23 protein-coding genes are annotated in these 22,595 nt (G+C 41.9%); 13 read left to right on the plus strand and 10 right to left on the minus strand.

Annotated features, from left to right (window positions below; all coding sequences use genetic code 11):
- Position 1: 1 nt before the first annotated feature.
- Genes DFO73_RS14515 through DFO73_RS14525 form a run of 3 tightly spaced genes read left to right on the plus strand, consistent with a single transcriptional unit; the run spans position 2 to position 3,048 of the window.
- On the plus strand, positions 2-598 hold the full coding sequence (locus tag DFO73_RS14515) for an ECF transporter S component (protein ID WP_110065467.1): 597 nt from the start codon (positions 2-4) through the stop codon (positions 596-598).
- Complete coding sequence (locus DFO73_RS14520) at positions 582-2,282, plus strand: ABC transporter ATP-binding protein (RefSeq protein ID WP_110065468.1); 1,701 nt, start codon at positions 582-584, stop codon at positions 2,280-2,282. Before DFO73_RS14515 ends, DFO73_RS14520 begins: the two co-directional genes overlap by 17 nt.
- A complete protein-coding gene (locus DFO73_RS14525) occupies positions 2,269-3,048 on the plus strand; it encodes an energy-coupling factor transporter transmembrane component T family protein (RefSeq protein WP_110065469.1) in 780 nt (259 codons plus the stop codon). The genes DFO73_RS14520 and DFO73_RS14525 overlap by 14 nt, the downstream gene beginning before the upstream one ends.
- Before the next feature lie 290 nt (positions 3,049-3,338).
- On the opposite strand, the gene DFO73_RS14530 is transcribed toward DFO73_RS14525, so the two are convergent.
- Entirely contained in the window at positions 3,339-4,250 is a 912-nt protein-coding gene (locus DFO73_RS14530) for a TIGR01777 family oxidoreductase (RefSeq protein WP_110065470.1), read from the minus strand.
- 158 nt (positions 4,251-4,408) lie between these two features.
- Between DFO73_RS14530 and DFO73_RS14535 the strand changes: the two genes are divergently transcribed.
- Complete coding sequence (locus DFO73_RS14535) at positions 4,409-4,609, plus strand: alpha/beta-type small acid-soluble spore protein (RefSeq protein WP_110065471.1); 201 nt, start codon at positions 4,409-4,411, stop codon at positions 4,607-4,609.
- A 63-nt stretch (positions 4,610-4,672) separates the two neighbouring features.
- On the opposite strand, the gene DFO73_RS14540 is transcribed toward DFO73_RS14535, so the two are convergent.
- The 3 genes from DFO73_RS14540 to DFO73_RS14550 all read right to left on the minus strand — a co-directional run bounded on the left by DFO73_RS14540 (position 4,673) and on the right by DFO73_RS14550 (position 6,988).
- Positions 4,673-5,197, minus strand: coding sequence for a D-glycero-alpha-D-manno-heptose-1,7-bisphosphate 7-phosphatase (locus DFO73_RS14540; protein ID WP_110065472.1), 525 nt, complete (start codon positions 5,195-5,197; stop codon positions 4,673-4,675).
- Positions 5,198-5,375: 178 nt separating this feature from the next.
- Positions 5,376-5,726: a YlbF family regulator gene (locus DFO73_RS14545; RefSeq protein ID WP_110065473.1), complete on the minus strand. Its 351-nt coding sequence runs from the start codon at positions 5,724-5,726 to the stop codon at positions 5,376-5,378.
- Positions 5,727-5,848: 122 nt separating this feature from the next.
- Entirely contained in the window at positions 5,849-6,988 is a 1,140-nt protein-coding gene (locus DFO73_RS14550) for a DUF445 domain-containing protein (protein ID WP_110065474.1), read from the minus strand.
- Between the two features lie 172 nt (positions 6,989-7,160).
- On the opposite strand from DFO73_RS14550, the gene DFO73_RS14555 reads away from it, so the two are divergent.
- From DFO73_RS14555 to DFO73_RS14570, 4 genes are read left to right on the plus strand one after another with little or no spacing between them, the layout of a single operon-like run.
- A complete protein-coding gene (locus DFO73_RS14555; RefSeq protein WP_110065475.1) occupies positions 7,161-8,543 on the plus strand; it encodes a YheC/YheD family endospore coat-associated protein in 1,383 nt (460 codons plus the stop codon).
- Position 8,544: 1 nt separating this feature from the next.
- Positions 8,545-9,648 (plus strand): YheC/YheD family endospore coat-associated protein, encoded by a 1,104-nt coding sequence (locus DFO73_RS14560; protein WP_110065476.1) that lies wholly within the window; start codon positions 8,545-8,547, stop codon positions 9,646-9,648.
- Positions 9,626-10,990: a YheC/YheD family endospore coat-associated protein gene (locus tag DFO73_RS14565; RefSeq protein WP_110065477.1), complete on the plus strand. Its 1,365-nt coding sequence runs from the start codon at positions 9,626-9,628 to the stop codon at positions 10,988-10,990. Before DFO73_RS14560 ends, DFO73_RS14565 begins: the two co-directional genes overlap by 23 nt.
- Complete coding sequence (locus tag DFO73_RS14570; RefSeq protein ID WP_110065478.1) at positions 10,987-12,159, plus strand: YheC/YheD family endospore coat-associated protein; 1,173 nt, start codon at positions 10,987-10,989, stop codon at positions 12,157-12,159. The genes DFO73_RS14565 and DFO73_RS14570 overlap by 4 nt, the downstream gene beginning before the upstream one ends.
- Before the next feature lie 155 nt (positions 12,160-12,314).
- On the opposite strand, the gene DFO73_RS28725 is transcribed toward DFO73_RS14570, so the two are convergent.
- On the minus strand, positions 12,315-12,485 hold the full coding sequence (locus DFO73_RS28725) for a hypothetical protein (RefSeq protein ID WP_181396027.1): 171 nt from the start codon (positions 12,483-12,485) through the stop codon (positions 12,315-12,317).
- 105 nt (positions 12,486-12,590) lie between these two features.
- On the opposite strand from DFO73_RS28725, the gene DFO73_RS14575 reads away from it, so the two are divergent.
- Positions 12,591-12,800: a YheE family protein gene (locus DFO73_RS14575; RefSeq protein WP_110065479.1), complete on the plus strand. Its 210-nt coding sequence runs from the start codon at positions 12,591-12,593 to the stop codon at positions 12,798-12,800.
- A gap of 102 nt (positions 12,801-12,902) precedes the next feature.
- Positions 12,903-13,094, plus strand: coding sequence for a hypothetical protein (locus tag DFO73_RS14580; RefSeq protein ID WP_110065480.1), 192 nt, complete (start codon positions 12,903-12,905; stop codon positions 13,092-13,094).
- 66 nt (positions 13,095-13,160) lie between these two features.
- Here the strand turns inward: DFO73_RS14580 and DFO73_RS14585 are convergent, their stop codons facing one another.
- Positions 13,161-13,421: a metal-sensitive transcriptional regulator gene (locus DFO73_RS14585; protein WP_026583956.1), complete on the minus strand. Its 261-nt coding sequence runs from the start codon at positions 13,419-13,421 to the stop codon at positions 13,161-13,163.
- A 130-nt stretch (positions 13,422-13,551) separates the two neighbouring features.
- Between DFO73_RS14585 and DFO73_RS14590 the strand changes: the two genes are divergently transcribed.
- Together DFO73_RS14590 and DFO73_RS14595 are read left to right on the plus strand one after the other, a co-directional pair.
- Positions 13,552-14,445: a PucR family transcriptional regulator gene (locus DFO73_RS14590; protein WP_110065481.1), complete on the plus strand. Its 894-nt coding sequence runs from the start codon at positions 13,552-13,554 to the stop codon at positions 14,443-14,445.
- A gap of 113 nt (positions 14,446-14,558) precedes the next feature.
- Positions 14,559-15,668: an ABC transporter ATP-binding protein gene (locus DFO73_RS14595; RefSeq protein WP_110065482.1), complete on the plus strand. Its 1,110-nt coding sequence runs from the start codon at positions 14,559-14,561 to the stop codon at positions 15,666-15,668.
- 255 nt (positions 15,669-15,923) lie between these two features.
- On the opposite strand, the gene DFO73_RS14600 is transcribed toward DFO73_RS14595, so the two are convergent.
- Entirely contained in the window at positions 15,924-16,166 is a 243-nt protein-coding gene (locus DFO73_RS14600; protein WP_110065483.1) for a hypothetical protein, read from the minus strand.
- 294 nt (positions 16,167-16,460) lie between these two features.
- On the opposite strand from DFO73_RS14600, the gene DFO73_RS14605 reads away from it, so the two are divergent.
- Complete coding sequence (locus DFO73_RS14605; protein ID WP_009331467.1) at positions 16,461-16,679, plus strand: alpha/beta-type small acid-soluble spore protein; 219 nt, start codon at positions 16,461-16,463, stop codon at positions 16,677-16,679.
- A 69-nt stretch (positions 16,680-16,748) separates the two neighbouring features.
- On the opposite strand, the gene fumC is transcribed toward DFO73_RS14605, so the two are convergent.
- The 3 genes from fumC to DFO73_RS14620 form a co-directional block, all read right to left on the minus strand.
- Positions 16,749-18,131: a class II fumarate hydratase gene (fumC, locus tag DFO73_RS14610; RefSeq protein WP_110065484.1), complete on the minus strand. Its 1,383-nt coding sequence runs from the start codon at positions 18,129-18,131 to the stop codon at positions 16,749-16,751.
- Positions 18,132-18,787: 656 nt separating this feature from the next.
- A complete protein-coding gene (locus DFO73_RS14615) occupies positions 18,788-20,800 on the minus strand; it encodes an ABC transporter ATP-binding protein (protein WP_110065485.1) in 2,013 nt (670 codons plus the stop codon).
- Positions 20,797-22,554 (minus strand): ABC transporter ATP-binding protein, encoded by a 1,758-nt coding sequence (locus DFO73_RS14620; RefSeq protein WP_110065486.1) that lies wholly within the window; start codon positions 22,552-22,554, stop codon positions 20,797-20,799. Before DFO73_RS14620 ends, DFO73_RS14615 begins: the two co-directional genes overlap by 4 nt.
- Positions 22,555-22,595: the final 41 nt, after the last annotated feature.

Below are 22,595 nucleotides of genomic sequence, written 5' to 3' on the forward strand. Positions count from 1 at the left end.
TATGCTTGAAAAATGGAAGCTTCGGGAAGTTATCGTGCTTTCTGTTTTGGCTGTCGTGTTTGCGGTAGTGTATCTCATTTTTCTCCAATTTGGAAACGTGCTTTATGGAATGTTCGGCTTAATAGGCTATGACATAATTTTTGGAATCTGGTTTATCGTATCGATTATCGCTGCCTATATTATCAGAAAGCCTGGGGCTGCCTTTTTATCGGAAACAATAGCAGCAACGGTTGAGGTTATGATTGGCAATGCAGTGGGTCCTCGCCTCATACTTTCAGGGATGATACAAGGAATTGGCGCAGAAGCTGTGTTTGCGGCTACAAAATGGGGTAATTACCGTACTTGGGTTTTAATCGCTGCCGGCATGGGCTCATCTATCACGAGTTTTATATGGGGTTATTTCATTTCAGGCTATGCTGCACTTTCACCTGGGTATGTGACAGCTATGTTTTTCGTCCGGCTAGTAAGCGGAGCTTTACTGGCAGGTTTGCTCGGAAAATGGTTAAGTGAAAGCCTTGCTAAAACAGGCGCATTAAGCAGCTTCCCGATCGGCAAGGAACGGAAAAGGGGAAAACCGGACAATGGAATTACAGCTTAATGAAGCTATTTTAAGGACTGAGCAGCTTACTTTCCGGCATGAAGAAGAGAGCAAGGCTGTTTTTAATAAGGTGGATTTCAGCCTTTTTCCGGAAGAAGCGGTTCTTATTCTGGGCCCAAGCGGATGTGGGAAAAGCACGCTTGCACTTTGCTTAAATAAATTGTACCCGGAGGCTGTAGATGGTCAGCTCACAGGATTGATCTCTTTTAAAGGGAAAACGCTGAGCGAATTCCGCCCAGGTGAGATTAACAAAAGCATTGGAATCGTATTTCAGGACCCTGAAAGCCAATTTTGCATGGTAACGGTTGAAGATGAGCTGGCGTTTGGATTGGAAAACATAAAAACTCCTCCTGAGGAAATTGAGCGAAAAATTGATCAGGCACTTGATCTTGTCAATCTTCTCCCTTATAAACATGCCATGATCCATACCCTTTCAGGAGGGCAAAAGCAGAAGCTGGCATTGGCATGTGTTTTGGCATTGGAACCGGAAATCCTTATCCTTGATGAACCGACAGCAAATTTGGATCCTGCTTCAAGCCGGGAGCTTGCCCACACAATCATGAAGCTTAAAGCTGAACTTTCGTTTACATTGCTGATCATTGAACACAAGCTGGATGATTGGATTGATCAAATTAATCGCTGTCTTGTCTTGAACCGAGGGGGCGAAATTTTATTTGATGGCAAGCCGGATGCCTGCTTTACTAAGTATGCAGAGGAGCTTCAGGCAGAAGGAATTTGGCTTCCGAGCACGGTAAAAGCTGGCCTTTTAGCAAGGAAAGCCGGATTATACTCCGGGTCCGCCCTACCGCTAAATCAAATTGACCTAATTAAGGGGTTGGCAAACCCCGGTTCAGGGGTTCAACTTTTTGATAAAAAGAAAAATTTTTCAAAAGTCTTCGCAAATCAAAATATTCTTAAAGCCGAAAGCCTTTCTTTTAATAAAGGCGGGAGTGCACTGTTAAAGGATATAAGCTTTTCCGTAAAAAAAGGGGAATTCATTGCAATAGCCGGCCCAAACGGATCAGGTAAAACCACGCTTTCCAGGCTTCTCTCCGGATTGTATTTAGCTTCCTCCGGGGAGATTTTATTTCATGAACAGCCTCTCTCCGAATGGAAGGAGAATGAATTAAGGCAGAAAATAGGTTACGTTTTCCAGAATCCGGAGCACCAGTTTATTACAGATACGGTGTATGACGAAATTGCTTTTAGCTTGAATATTCAGCAGCTTCCAGAGGCTGAAATAAAAGAATCTGTCCAAAGCATTCTAGAACTTGTTAACTTATATCAGCATGCCCATCTGCATCCTTTTTCCCTAAGCCAGGGACAAAAACGGCGGCTAAGCGTTGCGACAATGCTTATAAATGAGCAGGACTTGCTGCTGCTCGATGAGCCTACATTTGGCCAGGATGCCAACACGGCAAGAGAGCTTATGGCTCTTTTAGAAAAAAAAGTCCGCAGTGGTGGCTCTGTCATCATGATTACCCATGATATGGATCTTATCAGAGCATATGCCGATAAGGTGATCGTCCTCGCAAAAGGAAAAATGGTTTATGAAGGAACACCGGAAGAATTATGGAAGGAAAAGGAAATAATGAAGCTAGCCTCCCTTCAGCTTCCATACTCGGAAAAGCTTAAAAACGATATCCATGCAGTGTCAGGGAGTGGAAATTATGCTTTTACATGATATTAACCCCAGTATAAAAGCGCTCGCTGTGGTGGTTTGCGTGCTCATTTTGTCTGTTTTTTTTGACCCGGTCACTCCTTCACTTACATTGGTGATAACAATCGCTGTGACTTTCATGTTTGGAAGGGTGTCAATCAAGAAGTGGCTTTTGCTATTCTCGCCCTTTTTGTTTATGGCGTTTATATACATTTGGTCAGCTATTCTTTTTTCAAGGTCAGCTGAAGAAGAAACCATCCTTTGGACTTGGGGCATCTTAACGTTAACAGAGGAGGGATTTCAGCGTGCCCTCTCTCTTGGGCTGCGGGTGTTAAGCTTTACTTCACTTTCCCTTTTATTCATACTAACGACAAAGCCAACAGAATTTCTGCTCAGTTTAATGCAGCAATGCCGGCTATCACCGAAGCTGGCTTACGGCATAATGGCTGGCTACCGATTTCTGCCATTAATTAAAGAGGAATTTGAGATTATCAGAAGCGCTCATCGAATCAGGGGAGTAAGTAAAGCAAGGTCATTTTCGGAAAAAATAGCTGAGCTTAAAAGGTATGCAGTACCTCTGCTTGCCGGCGCCATCCGCAAAGCGGAAAGAACAGCCATGGCCATGGAATCGAAAGGATTTACCGGCGATAAAAACAGGCAATTCTATCATAAAATCACAGTTTCAAAGAAAGACTGGGCATTTTTCGCTATTATGGTGTCTGCAGTGCTGTTAAGTGCATACACCTCCTGGCAGCTTGGCTATTTGCAGCTTTATAATGGCGAGCTGTGACGCCGGATGTTAAATTTATGTGCGGATGGGCCAAATTTATGTCCGGTTACACAGGATTTATGTGCGGATAAATTTTTTTATGTACGGATAACATTTTTATATTCCGATAGCTTTAATTTTATCTGAAAGAAAGCACTCTTATAATGGCTCAACCCGGTTTTTGAGCTATTGAATCTTGTAATCCGCTTTTTAAATATTTTTATCATTATTATTAAAATACTTATCCGTATAATAGATTTTTCCCTCCGTCCAAAAAACAGACGTGCTGCCTAAGCACGTCTGTTTTCCTCTTACATAAGATCTCGCAATGCTGCTTCCAGATTTGTATACTTAAATTTAAATCCTTGATGAAGCAGTTTCTTCGGAATGCAGTTCCGGCCAGTCAGCGCCAGGCTTGGGTCAGCCCTCATAATCATATACGCTCCCAGTTTTACTAATGTTGCGGGTGCAGGCGGAGCCCAGCCTTTGTTCATGACCTTCCGTAATACCCTCATGAATTCTTTATTGGTAACGGGTCCCGTTCCAGTAGCATTAAAAATGCCTTTATAGTCCTCATTTTCAATTGACTCCATAAACATAGCATTCAGGTCCTCCATATGAAGCCAGCTGATATATTGGCGGCCGGACCCAATGGGACCGCCAAGTCCATAACGGGCCAGCATTTGCAGAGGACCGAGTGCCCCGCCGCCTTTCCCGAGCGCAAATCCGATTCGCAGCATGACTTGCCTTGTTTTCGGTAATGTCTCACTAAAAAAGGCTTCTTCCCATTGCTGGCAGACGGAAACTGAAAATCCATCGCCATGAGCTGCATCCTCATCACATACATCGGCGGTGTCTCCAAAAATCGCAAGAGAACCTGCCTGAATAAAAGCCTGCGGCGGTGCTGAACTTTTCCTAACAGCTTCCTTCAAAATGCTGACTGAATCCAGCCTTGAAGCAATGATCTCTTCCCGATTCTTTTTTGTATACAGGCAATTAACACTTTTACCTGTAAAATTGACGATGGCATAACTGCCGTCAATTTCACGAACCCAAGAATCATCTAGCGTTCTGCCGTCCCAATGTACATATGTAATCCCGTTTTTATCAGCCGAACTGCCTCTTGTCAAGATCACTGCAGTATAGCCTCTTCTTTTTAAATGGTCGGCAAGCGCCTGGCCTAGAAAACCGCTTCCTCCCGCAAGCACAACCTTTCTCTTCATTGTCCCATCCCCCTTTTTGCTTCTATGAAAAGTATAACAAATTTGCCAACAATGAAAATCCCTTAAATTACCAGTTGTAACTATGAATAAATTTTAATTTCCCTTCTAAAGCTATGATTGTAACAATCAAGAAAACTACATCAAAGGAGATGATTTACATGGCAAGAAACAACAATTCTAATCAGCTTTTAGTATCAGGAATCAGTCAGGCAATTGATCAAATGAAGTATGAAATCGCAACAGAATTCGGTGTGAACCTTGGCCCGGAAACATCTTCAAGAGCAAATGGTTCTGTGGGCGGAGAAATCACTAAACGCCTTGTGCAAATGGCTGAGCAGCAGCTTGGCGGAGCACGCTAGTTTATTAGGCAATTATCGTAAAATAAAAAGCCGCTTCCAGCAATCAAAGCGGCTTTTACTCTCTTATTTAAGCAATTCCAAAATATCTCCTACTGCCTCAAACAGCGAAGGTGCCTGAATATCTGCTTTTGTCGGGTCTGATCCAATAAAAACTGTTTTACAGCCTGCCTTCTTACCTGCTTCAATATCACGCTCGTGATCGCCAACCATAAGGCTATTAGCAAGATCGAGATTATATCTTTCTGCAAGATCCAGCAGCATGCCTGCATTTGGCTTACGGCATTCGCATCCAGCTTTTGGTTTATGCGGACAATAAGCTACCTCTTTAATATGGCCGCCTTTTTCTGCAACAAGCTCCTGCAGCCTTTCATGGATTCTCTTTAATTCTTTTTCTTTTAAAAATCCCAATCCGACGCCGCCCTGATTGGTCACGACAAAGATCTCATAACCTGCTTTTGTCAGATCGGCAACCGCTTCCGCTGCGCCTTCCAGCAAAAATAGCTGCTCCGGCTTGTTGACAAATTTGACTCTGTCAGACAAAACCTCATTTAAAACACCGTCCCGGTCCAGAAAAATGGCTTTTTTCATTCAGTTCCCTCTTTCCTTTTTCCATGTTCTATCATAAAGGTACCCAATTCAACGAATCTTTAATACATAGAAATGCCGCTGTAAAAGATCTATCCGAAAAAGCTGGAAAAAACGAACACAGGATCCTGCTCCATATAAATAAAAGAACTCCCGGATCCATTACCGGGAGTTCTTTTATTTATTCAACAGCACCATATAGCTCTTCAAGAGGCTTCATGATGATTTTGTTCATTTCAGCTACCATCATGCTCATGCGCTGTTCTGCTTCCATAAGCTTTGAAATTTGCTCATGCTGCTGTACAAGCGCTACTGTTTTTTGTGCCTGTTCTACTTCTTCCTGCGTAATATCCTGGCCCATCATTTGTTTTTGCTGAAGTTCCATTTGAATATTGCGGAAGTTTTCAAACATTGTTTTTGCAGATGGATCTGCATTTACATCATCGTACGCTTGTTTTAAAGCCTTGTATTCATCGCTTTCACGCACTGCTTTCTCAAGTTCATAGGCTGAATCATGTAAATTTACTGCCATTTGTAAACACTCCTTCCGGTTCTCGTTCAAAAAGGAGAATAATAATCACATACTATTTTCCGTACTTTGAACATCCACTCCACTATAACAAACTATGACTGTAAACGCGAGGCGATACCCTTTTAATTAATAAAAATAACCAGAATTCCCTGGAAAAGCCCTATCACACCGCCAAGCAGTGCGCCCAAATAGGTAATCATTTTCAGTTCGCTTCTTGTAATGGACAGGACCATTTCTTCAAGTCGTTCAACTGAGAAAGTTTCCACCTGCTGGCGGACAATTTCCGCAAGGTGCAGGCGCTCCATAAGAACATCAATGCGGCGGGAAAGCCAGCTGCCAAGCAGTTCAACGCTTTTCGGCGCTATCTCTTCAATCACCTTTGTCCTGTATGAAACCGTCAGCCTAGATAGAGGTGTCTGGAATATTCCATCAAGCTTAACCACTTTTTGTATAAAACCTTTGATCATATTAACAAGCTTTTCTTTTTCAAACTGCTCTTCAATCCGTTCAGCTTCCCAATCAAGGACCTTATTCCATTCCTTTTTCAATATTGTCGTGATAAGGTCTGCCGTTCCTTCATTTTTTAAAAACCTGACGATTTCCGGCTGGATCTTATCCGCAAGATTGATGTTTCCCATGAACATTTGCAGCATATTGCTAAGCATTCCGCTTCGCTCACGGACAAAGTCATCAGCCATTCTTTGAATTCGCATTTTTCCTTCGATGCTTGAAAAATAGTCTACTCCCTTTTCAAGAATATAAGAGGAAATGACAGGCAGCTTCGCATCTACTTTTTGGATGATTTCCGGTGAAATAACTTCTCTTAACGGTTTACTCCTGTATTTAACCATTAGGGTTTCATATTTCTCTTCAACAAACCGATTCAGCTTATCCTCAGCTTTATGCTGTGCATCATCAATCCCCAGAACCGTAAGCAGTTCAGCTGCTGTCTTTTCAGTGTTCAGAAGGTTCTCCAGTTCCTTTTGGACAAGCCCGGTCATATCCTTTTGAAAGCCCTCATTTAAAAATTTCCGCTGAATGCTTTCCGGGGTCAGCAAATGGTCTGTTACCATTTTTCCCATTTGTGAGGCCAGCTCGTCCCTTCGTTTCGGAATCAGCCCCGGAGTGAAGGGAACTCTCCAATTTTTTATATAAATTGGCTTATAGGGCCTGAATAGCATTTTGATGGCCAGGGAGTTGGTAAATCCCCCAATGAGAGCCCCTATTAAAATCATAATTAAAATTGTGATTGCGATTTGCATTTACATCTACCTTCCATGCACAAATTTAGGAAGCGGATTGCCATGCCTGTCTGCATTCCCTACGCTCCGCTATTGCACCATTTTTTAACCTTTTACATACGATACCGTATCAGCTTTTGCCTATTTTTTCATTATACGCGCACACATAAAGACGAGCAAATGAGGAATGATCATGTCAGTTTCTTTATTGCCTATTACGATTATTCCGGTAAAAATGCTTCAAGAAAAACAGCATCACATTCAAATTAGCCATTCTCTTATCCATTACTGGAATGTAGATCTGCATATCCCCCATATACTCCACATTGGGAGGCGCTCCATACAGATTACCATTGAAGGAGCGAGTATAACCAAGGATGAGCTTTTTTTCAGTGACCGGCTGTTTCAGGAATGCTGTCTTCCCATCCAGGAACTCGATTTTGTTGCAAGTTATTCCAAAAAAGATCATTCCATTACCCTCGGGCCTGTTATTGGCCTCATGACAGATTTGAATGATAAGGATTCAGAACCGGACTTCCGCTCCATTCATGCTTTTTGCGAGGAGCTGCATGAGGTTGTGTCAAGTATGGGAGGCCTTTTTTATGTGTTCCACTTCAAGGATTATGAAGAAGGCAAACTGCAGGGTTATTACCTACAATCAGGACAGTGGATAAAAAGTGAGGTTCCGCTTCCAGGCGTCATATACAACCGGATTCACTCCAGAGCGCTTGAAGCCAGCACTCTCTTCCAATCATTTAAAAACAGTATAAGCAGCCTGTTCATCCCCCTATTTAATGACCGTTTTTTGTCAAAAAAAGAAGTTCACATTCTGCTTTATTCCGAAGACCATATGCAGCCATACTTGCCTGAAACCGCTATGGCAGACGAACATACGATCAAAGAACTACTAAATAAGCATAATTCCCTATATCTAAAGCCAATTCATGGAAGCCAGGGCCGGAATATCATCAGAATAAGCTTAAATGGAAAAGAAATCCTGGCAGAATTATCATCTGGAAGCCGAAAGGAAGAAATGCAGCTGTTTGAGAACTATACCCGTTTTACCCAATGGTTTAAGCAGCAGCAAAAGAAAAGAATTTTTTTAGCTCAGCAGGCAATCCCCCTGCAAACCTATAAAAACAGGCAGCTGGATTTCCGCGTTCTCTGCCACAAAAATTTTCAGGATACATGGAAAGCCACTTCAGCGGTTGCGAGAATCTCTGCTGAGCAGCAATTTGTTTCCAATATCGCAAGGGGCGGTGAAATCATGAAGCCGCTAAAAATTTTTTCGATTTTGTCAGATCAAAAAACAGCCATCCAGCAGCTTGCAATGATGAAAGAGCTTGCGGTCGAAACAGCCTCCATAATAAGCCAAAAATGCGATGGGCTGATAGGTGAGCTTGGCATTGATATAGGCGTTGACGAAAATGGAAAGCTATGGATCATTGAGGTCAATTCAAAGCCCTCTAAAAACTTTGAAGATAGTGATAAAAGAATAAGGCCATCTGCCAAGGCACTCATTGAATATGCCGCGGCCTTATCATTTTCAGGCATACCCGCAAAGGAGGATTACTAGAATGCTTTCATTCGGAATTATGACATTAAATAAACGCAATGAAAAATCTTACTTTCTGGAGTTGGCAAAAAAGGCCAATGAATACGGCATTGACTGCTTCCGTTTCGTTCCTTCCGATATCAATCCCAATTCGGAAAAAATCAGCGGTGACTTCTTTAATCCAAGTTTAGGCGTATGGGAGCCAAAGGAGTTTTCAGCTCCTGATATCCTGTATGACCGCTGTTTTTATGGAGAGGATCCCCACTCAAAACAGTGCATGTCCATTGTTAACTGGCTGAAAGCTAGAGATGATATCCATTTTCTTGGCTACGGCTTGCCTAATAAGCTTGAATTATACGAACTTCTTTCCCATTCAAGCATTTCACCCTATCTGTTAATAACAGATCCTTTTACAAGTGCTGAAAAATTCATTAAAGATTTGCGCCCTGATCAGCCCCTTATTCTAAAGCCGGCGAACGGATCTCAGGGACAGGGAATTTATTATATTGAAAAAGTCGGCAAAGATATTCTGGTTAAAACAGATAAGAAGGATGGACAGATTGCCCATTGCTTCGAAAAGCAGGAAAAGGCAATTGCTTGGCTGAACAGGCTGACAGCAAAGCGGCAATACCTCATACAGCCTTATGTGAATCTTTCAAATAAAGAAGGCCAGCCCTATGATATAAGGATTTTATTGCAAAAGGATTCAAAAGGGACTTGGAAAGAAATAGGCCGGGGAATCCGAACAGGGAAAAATGGGGGCATCATTTCCAATTTAAGCGCAGGCGGAACGACTATTTCCTTTAATGACTGGATTGCCGCCCTTCCTTCTTCTATGCAAAATTATATTTGTGAAGAGCTAAATGAAATTATAAATACACTTCCTGCTGCTTTGGAAAATAAACTCCCGCCATTATTTGAGATGGGGATAGATATAGGGGTTGGAAATAACGGCTCAATTTGGGTTCTTGATGTTAACTCCAAGCCGGGGAGAAAAACGATTCTAAACATCCAGCCCGAAAAAAAGGAAGAATTATATACCGCTCCCCTGCTTTACGCAAAATACCTGGCAGCCAGCAGGCAAAATGAAAGGAGACAGGATCATGCGAAAACAGTATCAAATTGAAATTCTAGACTCAGCCTCCAAAACTGTTTATATCCCGAATGAGCTAAATCTTCGTACCCATTTGACCAAGCTAGCATTTGGCACCCATTCGGCCGATGCTGCTTTCGTACTCCATAAAACGAAGAAGGACTCGATTGTCCTTAGCAAAGATTTAGCGGAGGCTCTTAATTTTCCTAATTTAACTATTCCCTTGCACGCTTTCACCAATAATGAAACACTGTTTATTGGCCCGCTCGTCGGGATTTTCACATCCGGATTTACCTCTTTTCCATTAAGGCCAATTGGCGACAGAACCTTGTTTTTCGCCAAACTATTATCAGTCAAGAAAACGGTGGGGGCCATTCCCTTTATATTCGGTGAGCAGCATATTAACTGGGAGCAAGGGACCATCCAAGGTCTTTTTTATCATCAGGAGGGATGGGAAACCTATGAAATTCCTTTTCCAAATGTTGTTTACGACAGGCTCCCCAACCGGAAGAGTGAAAGAAAGAACGATCTTAAGGCAGTACGTGACCGTCTTCAGAAGGAATATCTGATTCCCTGGTATAACCCTGGCTTCTTTAATAAATTGGATGTATACGAAAGGCTCCAAAATGAGGAATCGATCAGCCGCTATTTGCCTGAAACCCATTCTTTTTCTTCTTTTTCAATAATCGAAAGAATGCTTTCCGATTATGGCCATGTTTTTTTAAAACCGATTAATGGCAGCCTTGGCCTTGGTATCCATCAAATTATTTATGACAAAAAGGAAGGGAATTATTATTGCCGATACAGAGACCGGGATGAAAACCGGCTAAGAAAGTATAACAGCCTGGAAAGTTTAATGCGCAATGTATTTGCAGGCAGAAATTTAAGCAGGATGCTTGTCCAGCAAGGGATTCATTTATTGCGCCATGGTCAGCGGCCAATCGATTTTCGTATTCATACCAATAAAGATGAAAATGGAGAATGGAAGATTACCGCTACGGCTGCAAAGATTGCCGGGCCGGGCAGTGTTACGACCCATGTAAAAAGCGGCGGAGTTATCAAGACATTGGATGAAGTTTTTGAAGCCGCCGATGAAAAGGAAGAGGCACTGAAAAAGCTGACTGCCGCAGCACTTAAGATCAGCAAAGCCCTTGAACGGAATATGGAAGGGATTATTGGCGAAATTGGATTTGATTTCGGATTGGACCGCAAAGGAAATGTGTGGCTTTTTGAAGCAAACTCGAAGCCGGGAAGATCTATATTTAAACACCCGCAGCTGCGTGAATTTGACCTTCTTACCCGGAAGCTTTCACTTTCATTTGCCGTTTTCCTTGCGGAGGCGTCCATTACTAAACCTGAGGAAATTTTCAGATGAGGGTCTTTTATGACTGGTCCAGCAAGGAGTGGTTCAGTCATACTGGAGCAACCCTGGGCAGCAATCTCCTCCCTTTAAAGTCCAGCGATCCGGAAACAGAACAAAGATCACTTTCCTTTTCATTAACAAGCAACAATCATAATGCAGGCCCGGTTATAGGCATCCTGACTGGCAAAGGAAGGGATAACACTCTAGCCGGCAATGGTCCGTTATTTAAAGCCCTGCAAAAAGAAATTCTGCAAAACAAAGGGATTTCGTTTGTATTTACATCAGAGGATATAAAAGAAAATTCCGTGAGCGGTTACATTTATTCGCCCGAAGATGAGAAATGGATTCAGGCGTGCTGCCCGCTTCCTCATCTCGTTTATAACAGAGTTCCATTCCGGAAGCTTGAACAAACCGATTCTTTTAAGGAAGCCTGCCATTTTTTTAAGGAGCTTAATATTCCGTTTTTCAATCCCGGCTTTCTCGATAAATATGAGGTTTGCCAGCTTTTCATGAATCACCCTCCCCTGCGAAAATATTTACCGGATACAATCCTGGTTACTGATGAATCCGAGCTGAAGAATTTTTTGGGGAAACATAGAGTCATTTACCTAAAACCCGTACAGGGAGCAAAAGGCAAAGGAATATATCGTTTAAGCCATTCGGATGGGAGAAAGTTGACCATGTCAGGGATTAAGCATTCATTTTCTTACAGATGCTTTGAAAGCTTTTGGAAGGAATGGAGTCTTCAGCTTACAGGCAAAGCTTATTTGGCACAGAAAGCGATAAGCCCTGCCAGGCTTGACGGCAAGCGCTTTGATTTTAGGATTCTTGCTCATTTCAGCAAAGGCGAATATCGGGTTACCGGGATTGGCATTCGGCAGGCTCAGGATCAGGATATCACCACTCATATCCCAAATGGCGGCATTTTGATTCCTTATGAAAAGGTGCAGACAAAGGAACATGATGAATTTATTAATATGGCAGTGGCAGAGGCTGGGATACTCTTAAAAAAAGAAAAAGGCTTCTTTGGAGAATTTTCAATGGACGCAGGATTAACCCATAAAGGCAGGTATGTTATTTATGAATTAAATGCAAAGCCCATGTGCTTTGATGAAACTTCTATTGAATTGAAGAGAATTCAAGAACTCACCCGCTTATTTTTCAATATGACGGGATTTTAGGAAAAAAGGTACCGAAGCATGAGACTTTTAATAAAAATAGCCGTACACCAGACAGGTGAACGGCTATTTTTATGCGATTTCCTATAATCTTCTATGGTGTAATCAAAATTGAATTTTTCACCAAATGCCTTGTCCAATCGCAAAAGGCTATATGATTAAGTAGTTATAGGTTTTTTAGTTGTTTTCATATTATTTTTCCTGGAGGAAGAACCGGCAAATGACTGAAATTGATCTTTAAGCTTCTGGCGTGCTTCCGGATTTCTCATTAAATATGCTGCTCCAAGAGCCATGGCTGACATCATAAATTTATTGTTTCTTTTCATCATTTTTGCCTCCTTTTAATGTTAAAATGTTTCTACATCTGTTCAATTCCCTTTTACGTGACCAATAAACGGGAATTTCAAAAAAGATAGTCGGGAGGCTGCAGCCAAATGTTAACACACTTTCTATTCAAGCCTTTATATGAAAATAAGCAACTGCCGGGATGGACATTCTCCTTCTATTTCCAAAAGCAAAAGATAATGGGCATTTACCATCCCGATGGCAAAATCGAATGGACATCCGGCAAACCAGCCGGCCAGGAGGAAGAGCTGAAATCGCAAATCCACGAACTAATGTTATTTCATGTTTATGATCAGTAAACAGTCTGCTGGCCATACCCCTTAATCCTTTGTATGATATCTTGCTTATCTTGGAAAAATAACCGCTACAGAATCAATTTTAAAAAAAGGAGCGGGAAAACGATGGACAAAGATAAGAACCCACAGGTATCAGAGGATTTAGGTAATGAAGGACGGGATAAGGCCTATGTGGACATTGACCGAATCATTAACGAAGGATTGTCAGGCGGGTCCGTGCATGGACGCGGTGATGATGTTAATATCGAACAGGCCAGGGAAATCCATGAGGAAGAGCCGCCATATAAAGCAGATTGAACAGCAAAAAGGCACCTTGAACGCATGCCGTTCAGGTGCCTCTTATGTTTGATAAACATACAATTATTATCTGCTTTTTACAATCATGTTAACGGCTTCCTGGATTGCATCTTCAGCATTTTTGCCTTCAGTGTTTGCATCCCGGATACAAGTTTCCAGATTTTTTGCTACGATATATCCCATTGCACGGTCAACCGCTGAGCGGACTGCGGATAATTGTGTGACAACATCTTTGCAATGTTTTTCTTCTTCCATCATACGGATTACGCCCCGTACTTGTCCTTCGAGCCTTTTCAAGCGATTTTTCATCTCTGGTGTGTACTCCATAGATCTCACCCCTTAACTTTCTTTACCCATTTATAAAAACTAAGACTGTTTGTGCGAAAGTTTTTTCAATTAAATTATAACTGCTATAATATAAGAAACACAAAAATATATCAAATTAAAGGATAAAAATATGTTAGAAAAAATACATGGCAAATATCCTAGCTCTATACTAATGAAAGCAAAGCCTGATTTCCACCATTTCCCAAACACATACTGGTTTTATTATCATGAAACTGGAGAATGGCTTGGCATCCCGGCCAAAGATGTTTCAGGGGAAAGCCTGATGATATTGAAAACCCTATTTGATTTTCATGACATCTCTCATCATCATAACCCCGCTGCACAATCCTGGTTTGATTTTTTATTTTCTAATGGAAGTGTTCCTAAATTTTCCAGGGAGTTTCCATACCGGCTGATTCAATTTAAAACTGCCCAGGGCGACTGGGTACGCGAAGATATGGAGGCTGCTTATAAAGGTTTTTTTGAGAAGGACATTATTATTTTATGGAATGAGCCGGCAAAGGGCATCATTGTTGAAGAATTTGAAGATCCTCTGGCAGAAGACAATTTCTATGCCATTTCAAATGCTTTGGAGAGCGATTTTTTTGTAAAGACAGATTTTTATATTGGTGCTCCGAATAAGCCTGGGGAGGATTTCCCCAATCATTTTAAAAAAGAAATGCTATTTTTCGAACAGGCCACATCTTTGCTGCCATCAGAAAGGGTGTTTTCATTCGAGAAAGCGTTCCCGTCTCTAGTTGCGGCAAACATGGACATTTTTTTAAAAAGAAGCCTGCTATCCCGTCTGTCATTTCTTAAAGAGGATCCTGAACTATTAAATACCATTAAGATATTTTTGCAACATAGTTCCAATGTATCCTTAACAGCAAAGAAATTGTATATTCACCGAAACACCCTGCAATACAGATTGGACAAATTCACGGATAAAACAGGCATTCAATTAAAAGACTTTAACAGTGCCGTGACGGTATACCTGGCTTGTTTGCTGTATGAACAGCACTGAATTTGAACACATTGCATAAAACCGCTTTCAGGAATTTTGTGCAAGTTAGCCATATGGGATTAGCCGTATTTCCTTTAAACTGAATGTAATCAAAAAACTGGGAGGTTACCCTAATGGCTGAACTAAAATTAGATAATATATACAAGATTTATGACAATAAAGTAACAGCAGTAGAAGATTTCAATCTTCATATCCAGGATAAAGAATTTATCGTGTTTGTCGGGCCTTCAGGATGCGGAAAGTCTACCACACTTCGTATGATTGCTGGTCTTGAGGAAATTTCCAAAGGCGACTTTTATATCGATGAAAAGCGGGTTAACGATGTACCGCCTAAAGATCGTGATATTGCGATGGTATTCCAGAACTATGCACTTTACCCGCATATGTCCGTATATGACAACATGGCTTTCGGATTGAAGCTCCGCAAGTTTCCAAAGGACGAAATCGACCGCCGCGTAAAGGAAGCAGCTAAAATCCTTGGTCTTGAACCATATCTTGACCGCAAGCCTAAAGCATTGTCAGGTGGTCAGCGCCAGCGTGTAGCTTTAGGCCGTGCCATTGTCCGTGACGCAAAAGTCTTCCTTATGGATGAGCCTTTGTCAAATCTTGATGCAAAACTTCGCGTACAAATGCGTGCAGAAATCGCCAAACTTCACCAGCGTTTGCAAACAACAACAATCTATGTAACACATGACCAGACCGAAGCCATGACAATGGCAACTCGCCTGGTAGTTATGAAAGATGGGGTTATTCAGCAGGTAGGTGCACCAAAAGAAGTATATGAAAAACCAGAAAACGTATTTGTCGGCGGTTTTATTGGTTCGCCTGCTATGAACTTCTTCAACGGGAAGCTTGAAGATGGTAAATTTATTGTCGGCCAAACACCAGTAGCCGTTCCAGAAGGCAAAATGAAGGTGCTTCGTGAACAAGGCTATGTAGGCAAAGACATCATCCTTGGCATCCGCCCAGAAGATATTCATGACGAGCCTGTATTTATTGATGCTTCTTCGGGTTCAAAAATCAATGCACGCATCGACGTTTCCGAGCTGACTGGTGCTGAAACAATGATTTACTCAAGCATTGAAGGCCAGGATTTCGTTGCCCGTGTAGATTCCCGAACAGATATTAAACCGGGACAAAACCTTGATTTAGCATTCGATATGAACAAAGCTCATTTCTTTGATGCTAACACTGAAAGCAGAATCCGCTCAACAAAAGAATAAATGAAAAATCAACCCCCGTCTGGAATGACGGGGGTTTTTATCATACTGAAAAATTCATACACTTTTATTCTTTGGCTATATTAAAGATCATTGTTGACTTTGGCACTCTGTTGATTGGAGCGGAAGGCACGAGACTCCAGCGGGAGAAGCGAATCAAAGGGAGAGCCGGCAGGCGCAGGACGCCGACCGAGCGTCGGACCTCCAGCGGTTCGCTGAGCGCCTGGAGCGGAAATCAACAGACATGTTCAACAGAGCTTATTCTTTAATAAACTTCACCTCGTCATAGCCGCATGATGGACATTTCAAAAGATGTGGACATTCCTCTTTTTGGTAGTCCTGCGGATAGCCATCTTCCAGCTTCATTTGGTCAATCGGCATATAGGCGCTGTAATCATCATAAAAATCCATGATTCTCCCGCTATCCTCCATATTTTTTCCGCAGGAGCTGCAGGTAGCTTCTAGTTTTTCAAACCCATTACACACAGGGCAAATAGCCATTTTCAAAACCTCTCACTTTCATTTTTCAAGTTTCTTTCTTATATCGTTTGTTTGTTTCGGCTGTGTTATGTAAGGCTCTAAATCAGCAAGTCTCTCAGGAAAAAATTCCCGATTTTATAATAGAATAAACTTTTATAAATCAAACATAATAGAGAGTAAACACAGCGTCAACAAGCCGCCACATACCTTATCCGATGGGTTAAGCCAGGCAGTGGAGCAGGATTTAATCCTTGCGCTGGTGCAATTCCAGCTAACCCAACCAAAACCCAACAAAAATTATGAGGAGGAAATCACATGAACAACCAATCATCTAGCAGAAGCAATTCCTCAAACCAATTACTAGTACCGGGAGTATCACAAGCACTTGACCAAATGAAGTATGAAATTGCAACTGAATTTGGCGTAAACCTTGGTGCAGAAACAACTTCTCGCGCTAACGGATCTGTAGGTGGAGAAATCACAAAACGCCTTGTACAAATGGCTGAACAACAGCTTGGCGGCGGTTCTTTCTAATAAACTAAGCAAAATAACAATTGAATAAATATGGCTTGGCCCCCCTCTCGTAAGGGGGGCCTTTTACATTTACACCATCTTTTCCGGTACAACCCACTCATCATATTGTGCTTCCGTAATATAGCCGGTTTTTAATGCAGCTTGTTTTAATGTTGTATTTTCCTTAAAAGCCAGCTTCGCTATTTCCGCAGCTTTTTCATATCCAATATGGGGATTAAGGGCAGTTACCAGCATTAGCGACCTTTCTACATGACCATGAATTACTTCTTCATTTGCTTCTAGTCCGGCCATGCATTTTTCATTAAATGAAGCCATTCCATCTGCAAGAATGCTGATGCTTTGAAGGAGATTATAAATGATAACTGGTTTAAATACGTTTAGTTCGAAATTGCCCTGGCTTGCAGCAAATCCGATGGAAGCATCATTTCCGAAAACCTGGCATACCACCATAGTCAGGGCTTCACTTTGAGTGGGATTTACTTTTCCCGGCATAATAGAACTTCCCGGTTCATTAGCAGGGATTGCTAGTTCTCCTATCCCGCTGCGGGGGCCGCTTGCCAGCCAGCGTACATCGTTGGCAATCTTCATAAGATCAGCTCCAAGGGCTTTTAATGTACCGTGAACATGGACGATTTCATTATGGCTGGTCAGTGCCTGGAATTTATTCTCGGAAGAGCGGAATGGATATCCTGTAAGGTTGGAGATTTCCTTTGCCATTTTCTCTCCGAATGTTTTATCTGCATTAATGCCTGTTCCTACCGCAGTGCCCCCAATTGCTAGGTCCAGAAGGTACTGCCTTGATTCCTCCAGCATTTTTTCGTTCTTTTCGATCATTGCACGCCATCCGCTGATTTCCTGCCCCAACGTAAGCGGAGTTGCATCCTGCAAATGGGTTCTTCCTATTTTCACAATATCTTTATAGGCATTTTCTTTTGTTTCAATTGTCTTTTTTAATTCACGCAATGAAGGAAGCAGCTTTTCAGCCACTTCGGTATAGGCAGCTATATGCATCGCTGTCGGGAACGTGTCATTTGAACTTTGAGACATATTGACATCATCATTTGGATGTACTTTAATGCCTGAGTGTCCTTGCTCTTCCAATATCTCATTTGCCCTTTTCGCCACAACCTCATTCACATTCATATTTGATTGTGTGCCGCTTCCTGTCTGCCAGACTGCCAAAGGAAAATGGCTATCGAATTTGTGTTCAATAATTTCATCACATGCTTTTGTGATCACTTCTTTTTTCTCATCCGGCAGCTTGCCAAGTTGATTGTTAACCACTGCAGAGGCACGTTTAACTATTGCAAAAGCATAAATGACTTCCAGCGGCATTTTTTCAATGCCGATCTTAAAATTATCCTTGCTCCGCTGCGTTTGCGCTCCCCAATATTTACCAGCAGGAACCATAACCTCACCGAGCGTATCCCTCTCGATCCGATAATCAGCCAAACTTCATACCTCCTTAAAATTTCACTATGCTACATATATATTCTTTTCCCTGAATTTCAAACTTTAATGATTAAATTTGAATTGAATGAGAATTTGGCCACAAAAAAAACCGCCTGGCTGAAGCAGCCGGCAGCTATGCTTTTACAATCGTATAACCGATGAAATAACCAAGTACCATAATACTTGCTATCGCAAGGGTAATAGAAAACTCTTCCACGTTCATCCCTCCAGATATGTATGATAGTTTAAAACTATCATGGAATTTCTTATCCGGAACATTTGTCTTGGCACGATTCTGTGTCAGAGATTTGAATTTTGTATGAACAAGACAGTGCTCTTATTATAAAAGGCTAATTAAATATCATTACGCGGATAAAGTGAGTTTTTCGCAGTTATTATTTAAATTTCCGCGGATAAAACCCGAATTTCACTGATACCTGGAAAAAGAGTTAATCCAAAATCGCAATGTCGCTGCTAAGATTAGCTTCTCCGTTAATTTCTGAGTTTTTACTTATATATTTTTTGCAGTAAAACGAGTTTTGCTTTAAAAATCCCGGTTTCGTTGAAAATTGTTTTAACTCTCACCAATCAGGTTCTTGCCTCCATATTTCTACTGACAAGTTTATATAGAAAGCGCTCATCGGCGCTTTCTATTCTTACCCGGCAAGCGTCGATCCTTGCTGGAGCTGGTACATTTGGTAATACTTGCTCTTCTGCATCATTAATTCATCGTGGGTTCCCTTTTCAACTATTTTTCCGCGGTCCAGAACGAGGATTTGATCTGCGTTGCGGATGGTTGACAAGCGGTGGGCGATGATAAATGTTGTTCTTCCCTTTTTCAGTACATCCATAGCTTCCTGAATGATCATTTCCGTTTCGGTATCAATGCTTGAGGTTGCTTCATCCAGTATCAAAATCGAGGGGTCAAAGGCCAATGCCCGCGCAAAGGAAATGAGCTGTCTTTGCCCGCTTGATAGCGTACTGCCTTTTTCAATAACTGGCTCATCAAAGCCTTTCTCAAGATGCTTAAAAATTTTATCTGCCCCAACATCCTTCAGAGCCTTTTCCACTTTTTCACGTGAGATATTGGGGTCATCAAGGCTGACGTTTGAAGCGATGGTGCCGGTAAACAGGAACGGGTCCTGCAGAACGATGCCCATATGTTTGCGCAGCTCCTGCCTAGGAACTTCGTTAATATCCATGCCATCAATCATGATCCTGCCTTCCTGGCAATCATAAAAACGGAACAGCAAATTCATGATTGAGCTTTTTCCTGATCCGGTATGTCCGACCAGCGCCACTGTTTCTCCGTGCTTCGCTTCAAAGTTGATATCCTTTAATACATATTCACTCTCTTTATAGCCAAAATGCACATGTTCGAATGTAACATTTCCTTTATATCGAGGGATTTGTTTATCGCTTATATCAATGCCTTCTTCATCAAGCAGGCTAAATACCCTGTCTCCCGCTACAAGGGCCTGTTCCAAATTGGCCAACTGATTGACAATACCCTGTACAGGCTGGAATAGACGATTAATATAGTCGACAAAGGCGTACAGCATTCCGAGTGAGATAACAGATGATGCTTTTAAGGATTCTCCCCCGAAATACCAGATAAAGGCTACGAATACTATATTTCTTAACACTCCGGTTAAATTATGGGAGGTCAGCGAATTCAGGCTTAGAAGTTTATTTTGATACGTAAAATGCTCTGTGTTCAGCTTTTCAAAATCCTTTTGTGTCTCTTTTTCCCGGCCGAATGCCTGGATGATGTTCATTCCCTGAATCGATTCGTTAATCATTCCGTTAATATCGCTAACCCTGGACCGGATGACGTGATTGTATTTGGATGCATATTTACGGTACACGGACGTCCATACATAAAGAATCGGCAGCAGGATTAAACAGATCGCAGCAAGCTTGGCATTCAGAATAAATAAAGCGATATAAATACCAGAAATATAAATGGCGCTTGTAAAGAAAGTGGCCAATACGGTTACGTATAATTCGCGAATTGCTTCCGTATCGTTGGTAATCCTTGCGACCACCTTGCCGGCCGGCAAATTATCAAAATAACCGATTTGAAGCCTTTGGATTTGCCCAAATACATCCTTCCGCATTTTTTGAATAATTCTGTTTGCCGACTTCTGGAGATAAAAGCGCTGCCCGTATTGAAAGAATGCAGCTATAACCAGCATACCAAAGTAAAAGGCCAGCAGCTTAAAAATCTGCGGAATCTCCGGCCTGTAAAATTGCATTAATTCATCACTGGTTAATACCTTTCCTTCATAAGCTTCTGTTTGACCGCCCTTTTCTATTACGAGCGTGCCATCTTTAAAGGCTCTGTTCCCATCAAAAGCAACTTCCCCATTTACAAAAATAAATTGGCTGCCCACCTGAAGGATGCGGGCCTGATCTATTCTTTTCTCTCCATTGGAGATATTTTGTTCTTTTTTATAAAAATGGCCATCATACGGTACTGCCTCTTTGTCCCCCTCTGTCTGGTACCAGACAGATTCTATGCCAAGGATATGGTCATCAATCATTTTCTTCGCGATAAATGGCCCTGCGAGATCCGCTGCAACAGCTACCGTTAGCATCAGCAAAGCAGCAATAATCATTTTTTTATAATGAAGTGCATAGTGGAATAACCGCTTCCCTGTGGTCATGAGAGCACCTCCTCTTCTGCAGCAGCCTGGGTTTGCTGCCTTTCATATTGCTCCTTATACCAGCCATTCCTGGCCATTAGCCCCTCATGTGTGCCTTCTTCAATAATTGCTCCTTCATCGAGGACGATAATGTGGTCAGCATGCTGGACAGCTGACATCCGATGGGTTGTGATGATCGTAGTTCTATTCTTTCGTTCAGATCGGATATTATCGATGATTCTTTTCTCCGTTTTTGCATCAACTGCTGACAGCGAGTCATCCAGTATAAGAATTTCCGGATCTTTTACAAGTGCACGAGCGATGGAAATTCGTTGTTTTTGACCTCCTGATAAGGCAACCCCTTTTTCGCCGACAAGCGTTTCCAGCCCTTCCGGAAGCATCTCCAGGTCTTTGCGGAAGGCTGCCAAATCAATGGCCTTTTGCATATCCTCTTCCGTCGCATCCTTTTTTCCAAAAAGGATGTTTTCACGTACGGTTCTTGAAAACAGAACGTGATCCTGGGGAACATAACCGATCCAGCCCCTTGTTCTCTCTAGTTCCTGATCTTCAATCGGTACATTTGCAATTGCAAGTGTACCGGTTCCCGAAGGATACTCCCTCAACAGCTGTTTAATAAAAGTGGTTTTCCCGCTGCCTGTTTTCCCGACAATTCCCAGCGTTTCCCCCCGCTCTATATGCAAATGTATCTCTTTTAAGTTTGCTGCTTTAGATGAAGGATATTGGAAGTGTACATCTGCAAAAGAAACACTATCTGGTGTTTCAACAACGGAAGGTTCTTCCGGATTTTTTATATCCTGTTTTGCAGATAAAGTTTCCTGTACCCGATCGAGTGAGGCGTTTCCTCTTTGCATCACATTGATTAATTCTCCGATTGCAAACATCGGCCAAATCAGCATTCCTAAATACACATTGAAAGAAACAAGTTGGCCTAATGTAATAGATTGACTGAAAACAAGATAAGCCCCGTATCCAAGCCCAATAAGATAACTTAGACCGACTATGACTTTTATGGTTGGCTCAAACAGAGAGTCAATTTTGGCCACTTGAATATTTTTCTTATAAACATCCTCGGTAAGATTATGGAAGCGCTGCTGATCGGCTCTTTCCTGTACATAAGCGCGCACAACCCTCACTCCCGAAACCGATTCAAGGACCCGGTCATTCAGTTCTCCAAATGCATCCTGAGCACTCATAAATCGGGTATGGATCTTCTTGCCGTATACCTTTATTAAATAAGCCATAATAGGCAGAGGTAAAATGGCTGCAAATGTTAATTTCCAGCTCACTAAAAACCCCATAGTACACAGAATTGTCAGCATAAAAACACTTGAATCCACGAGTGTTAGTATCCCAAATCCAGCTGTGACCGAAATGGCTTTTAAATCATTTGTCGCCCTGGCCATTAAGTCACCGGTACGATTCTTTTCAAAAAATGTTGGAGTCATTTTCAGCAAATGGCCCATAAATTGTGTCCTCAGCTTTCTTTCTACCAGAAATGCCCCGCCAAAGAGCTGATACATCCAAATATACGTAATGGCATAGGACACTATAGTTATTACTGCCAATAAACCCAGGTACTCTATAATTTTTGCACGATCCATTTCACCCAGGTGAATATCGTCAATTGCCATCCCTACAAGCCTTGGAGGCATCACATCCAGAATGCCGACAATGATTAACAGGGTGATTGCTACCGCATACCTTTTCCAGTTTTCTTTAAAAAACCAGCTTAATTTCCCTAAAATTGAAAACAAAGTTCTCTCCCCTCTCCGCAGGAAGCCCAAGGATTAAATAT

The organism is Cytobacillus oceanisediminis, from assembly GCF_003182355.1.
GTDB lineage: Bacteria > Bacillota > Bacilli > Bacillales > Cytobacillaceae > Cytobacillus > Cytobacillus oceanisediminis_A.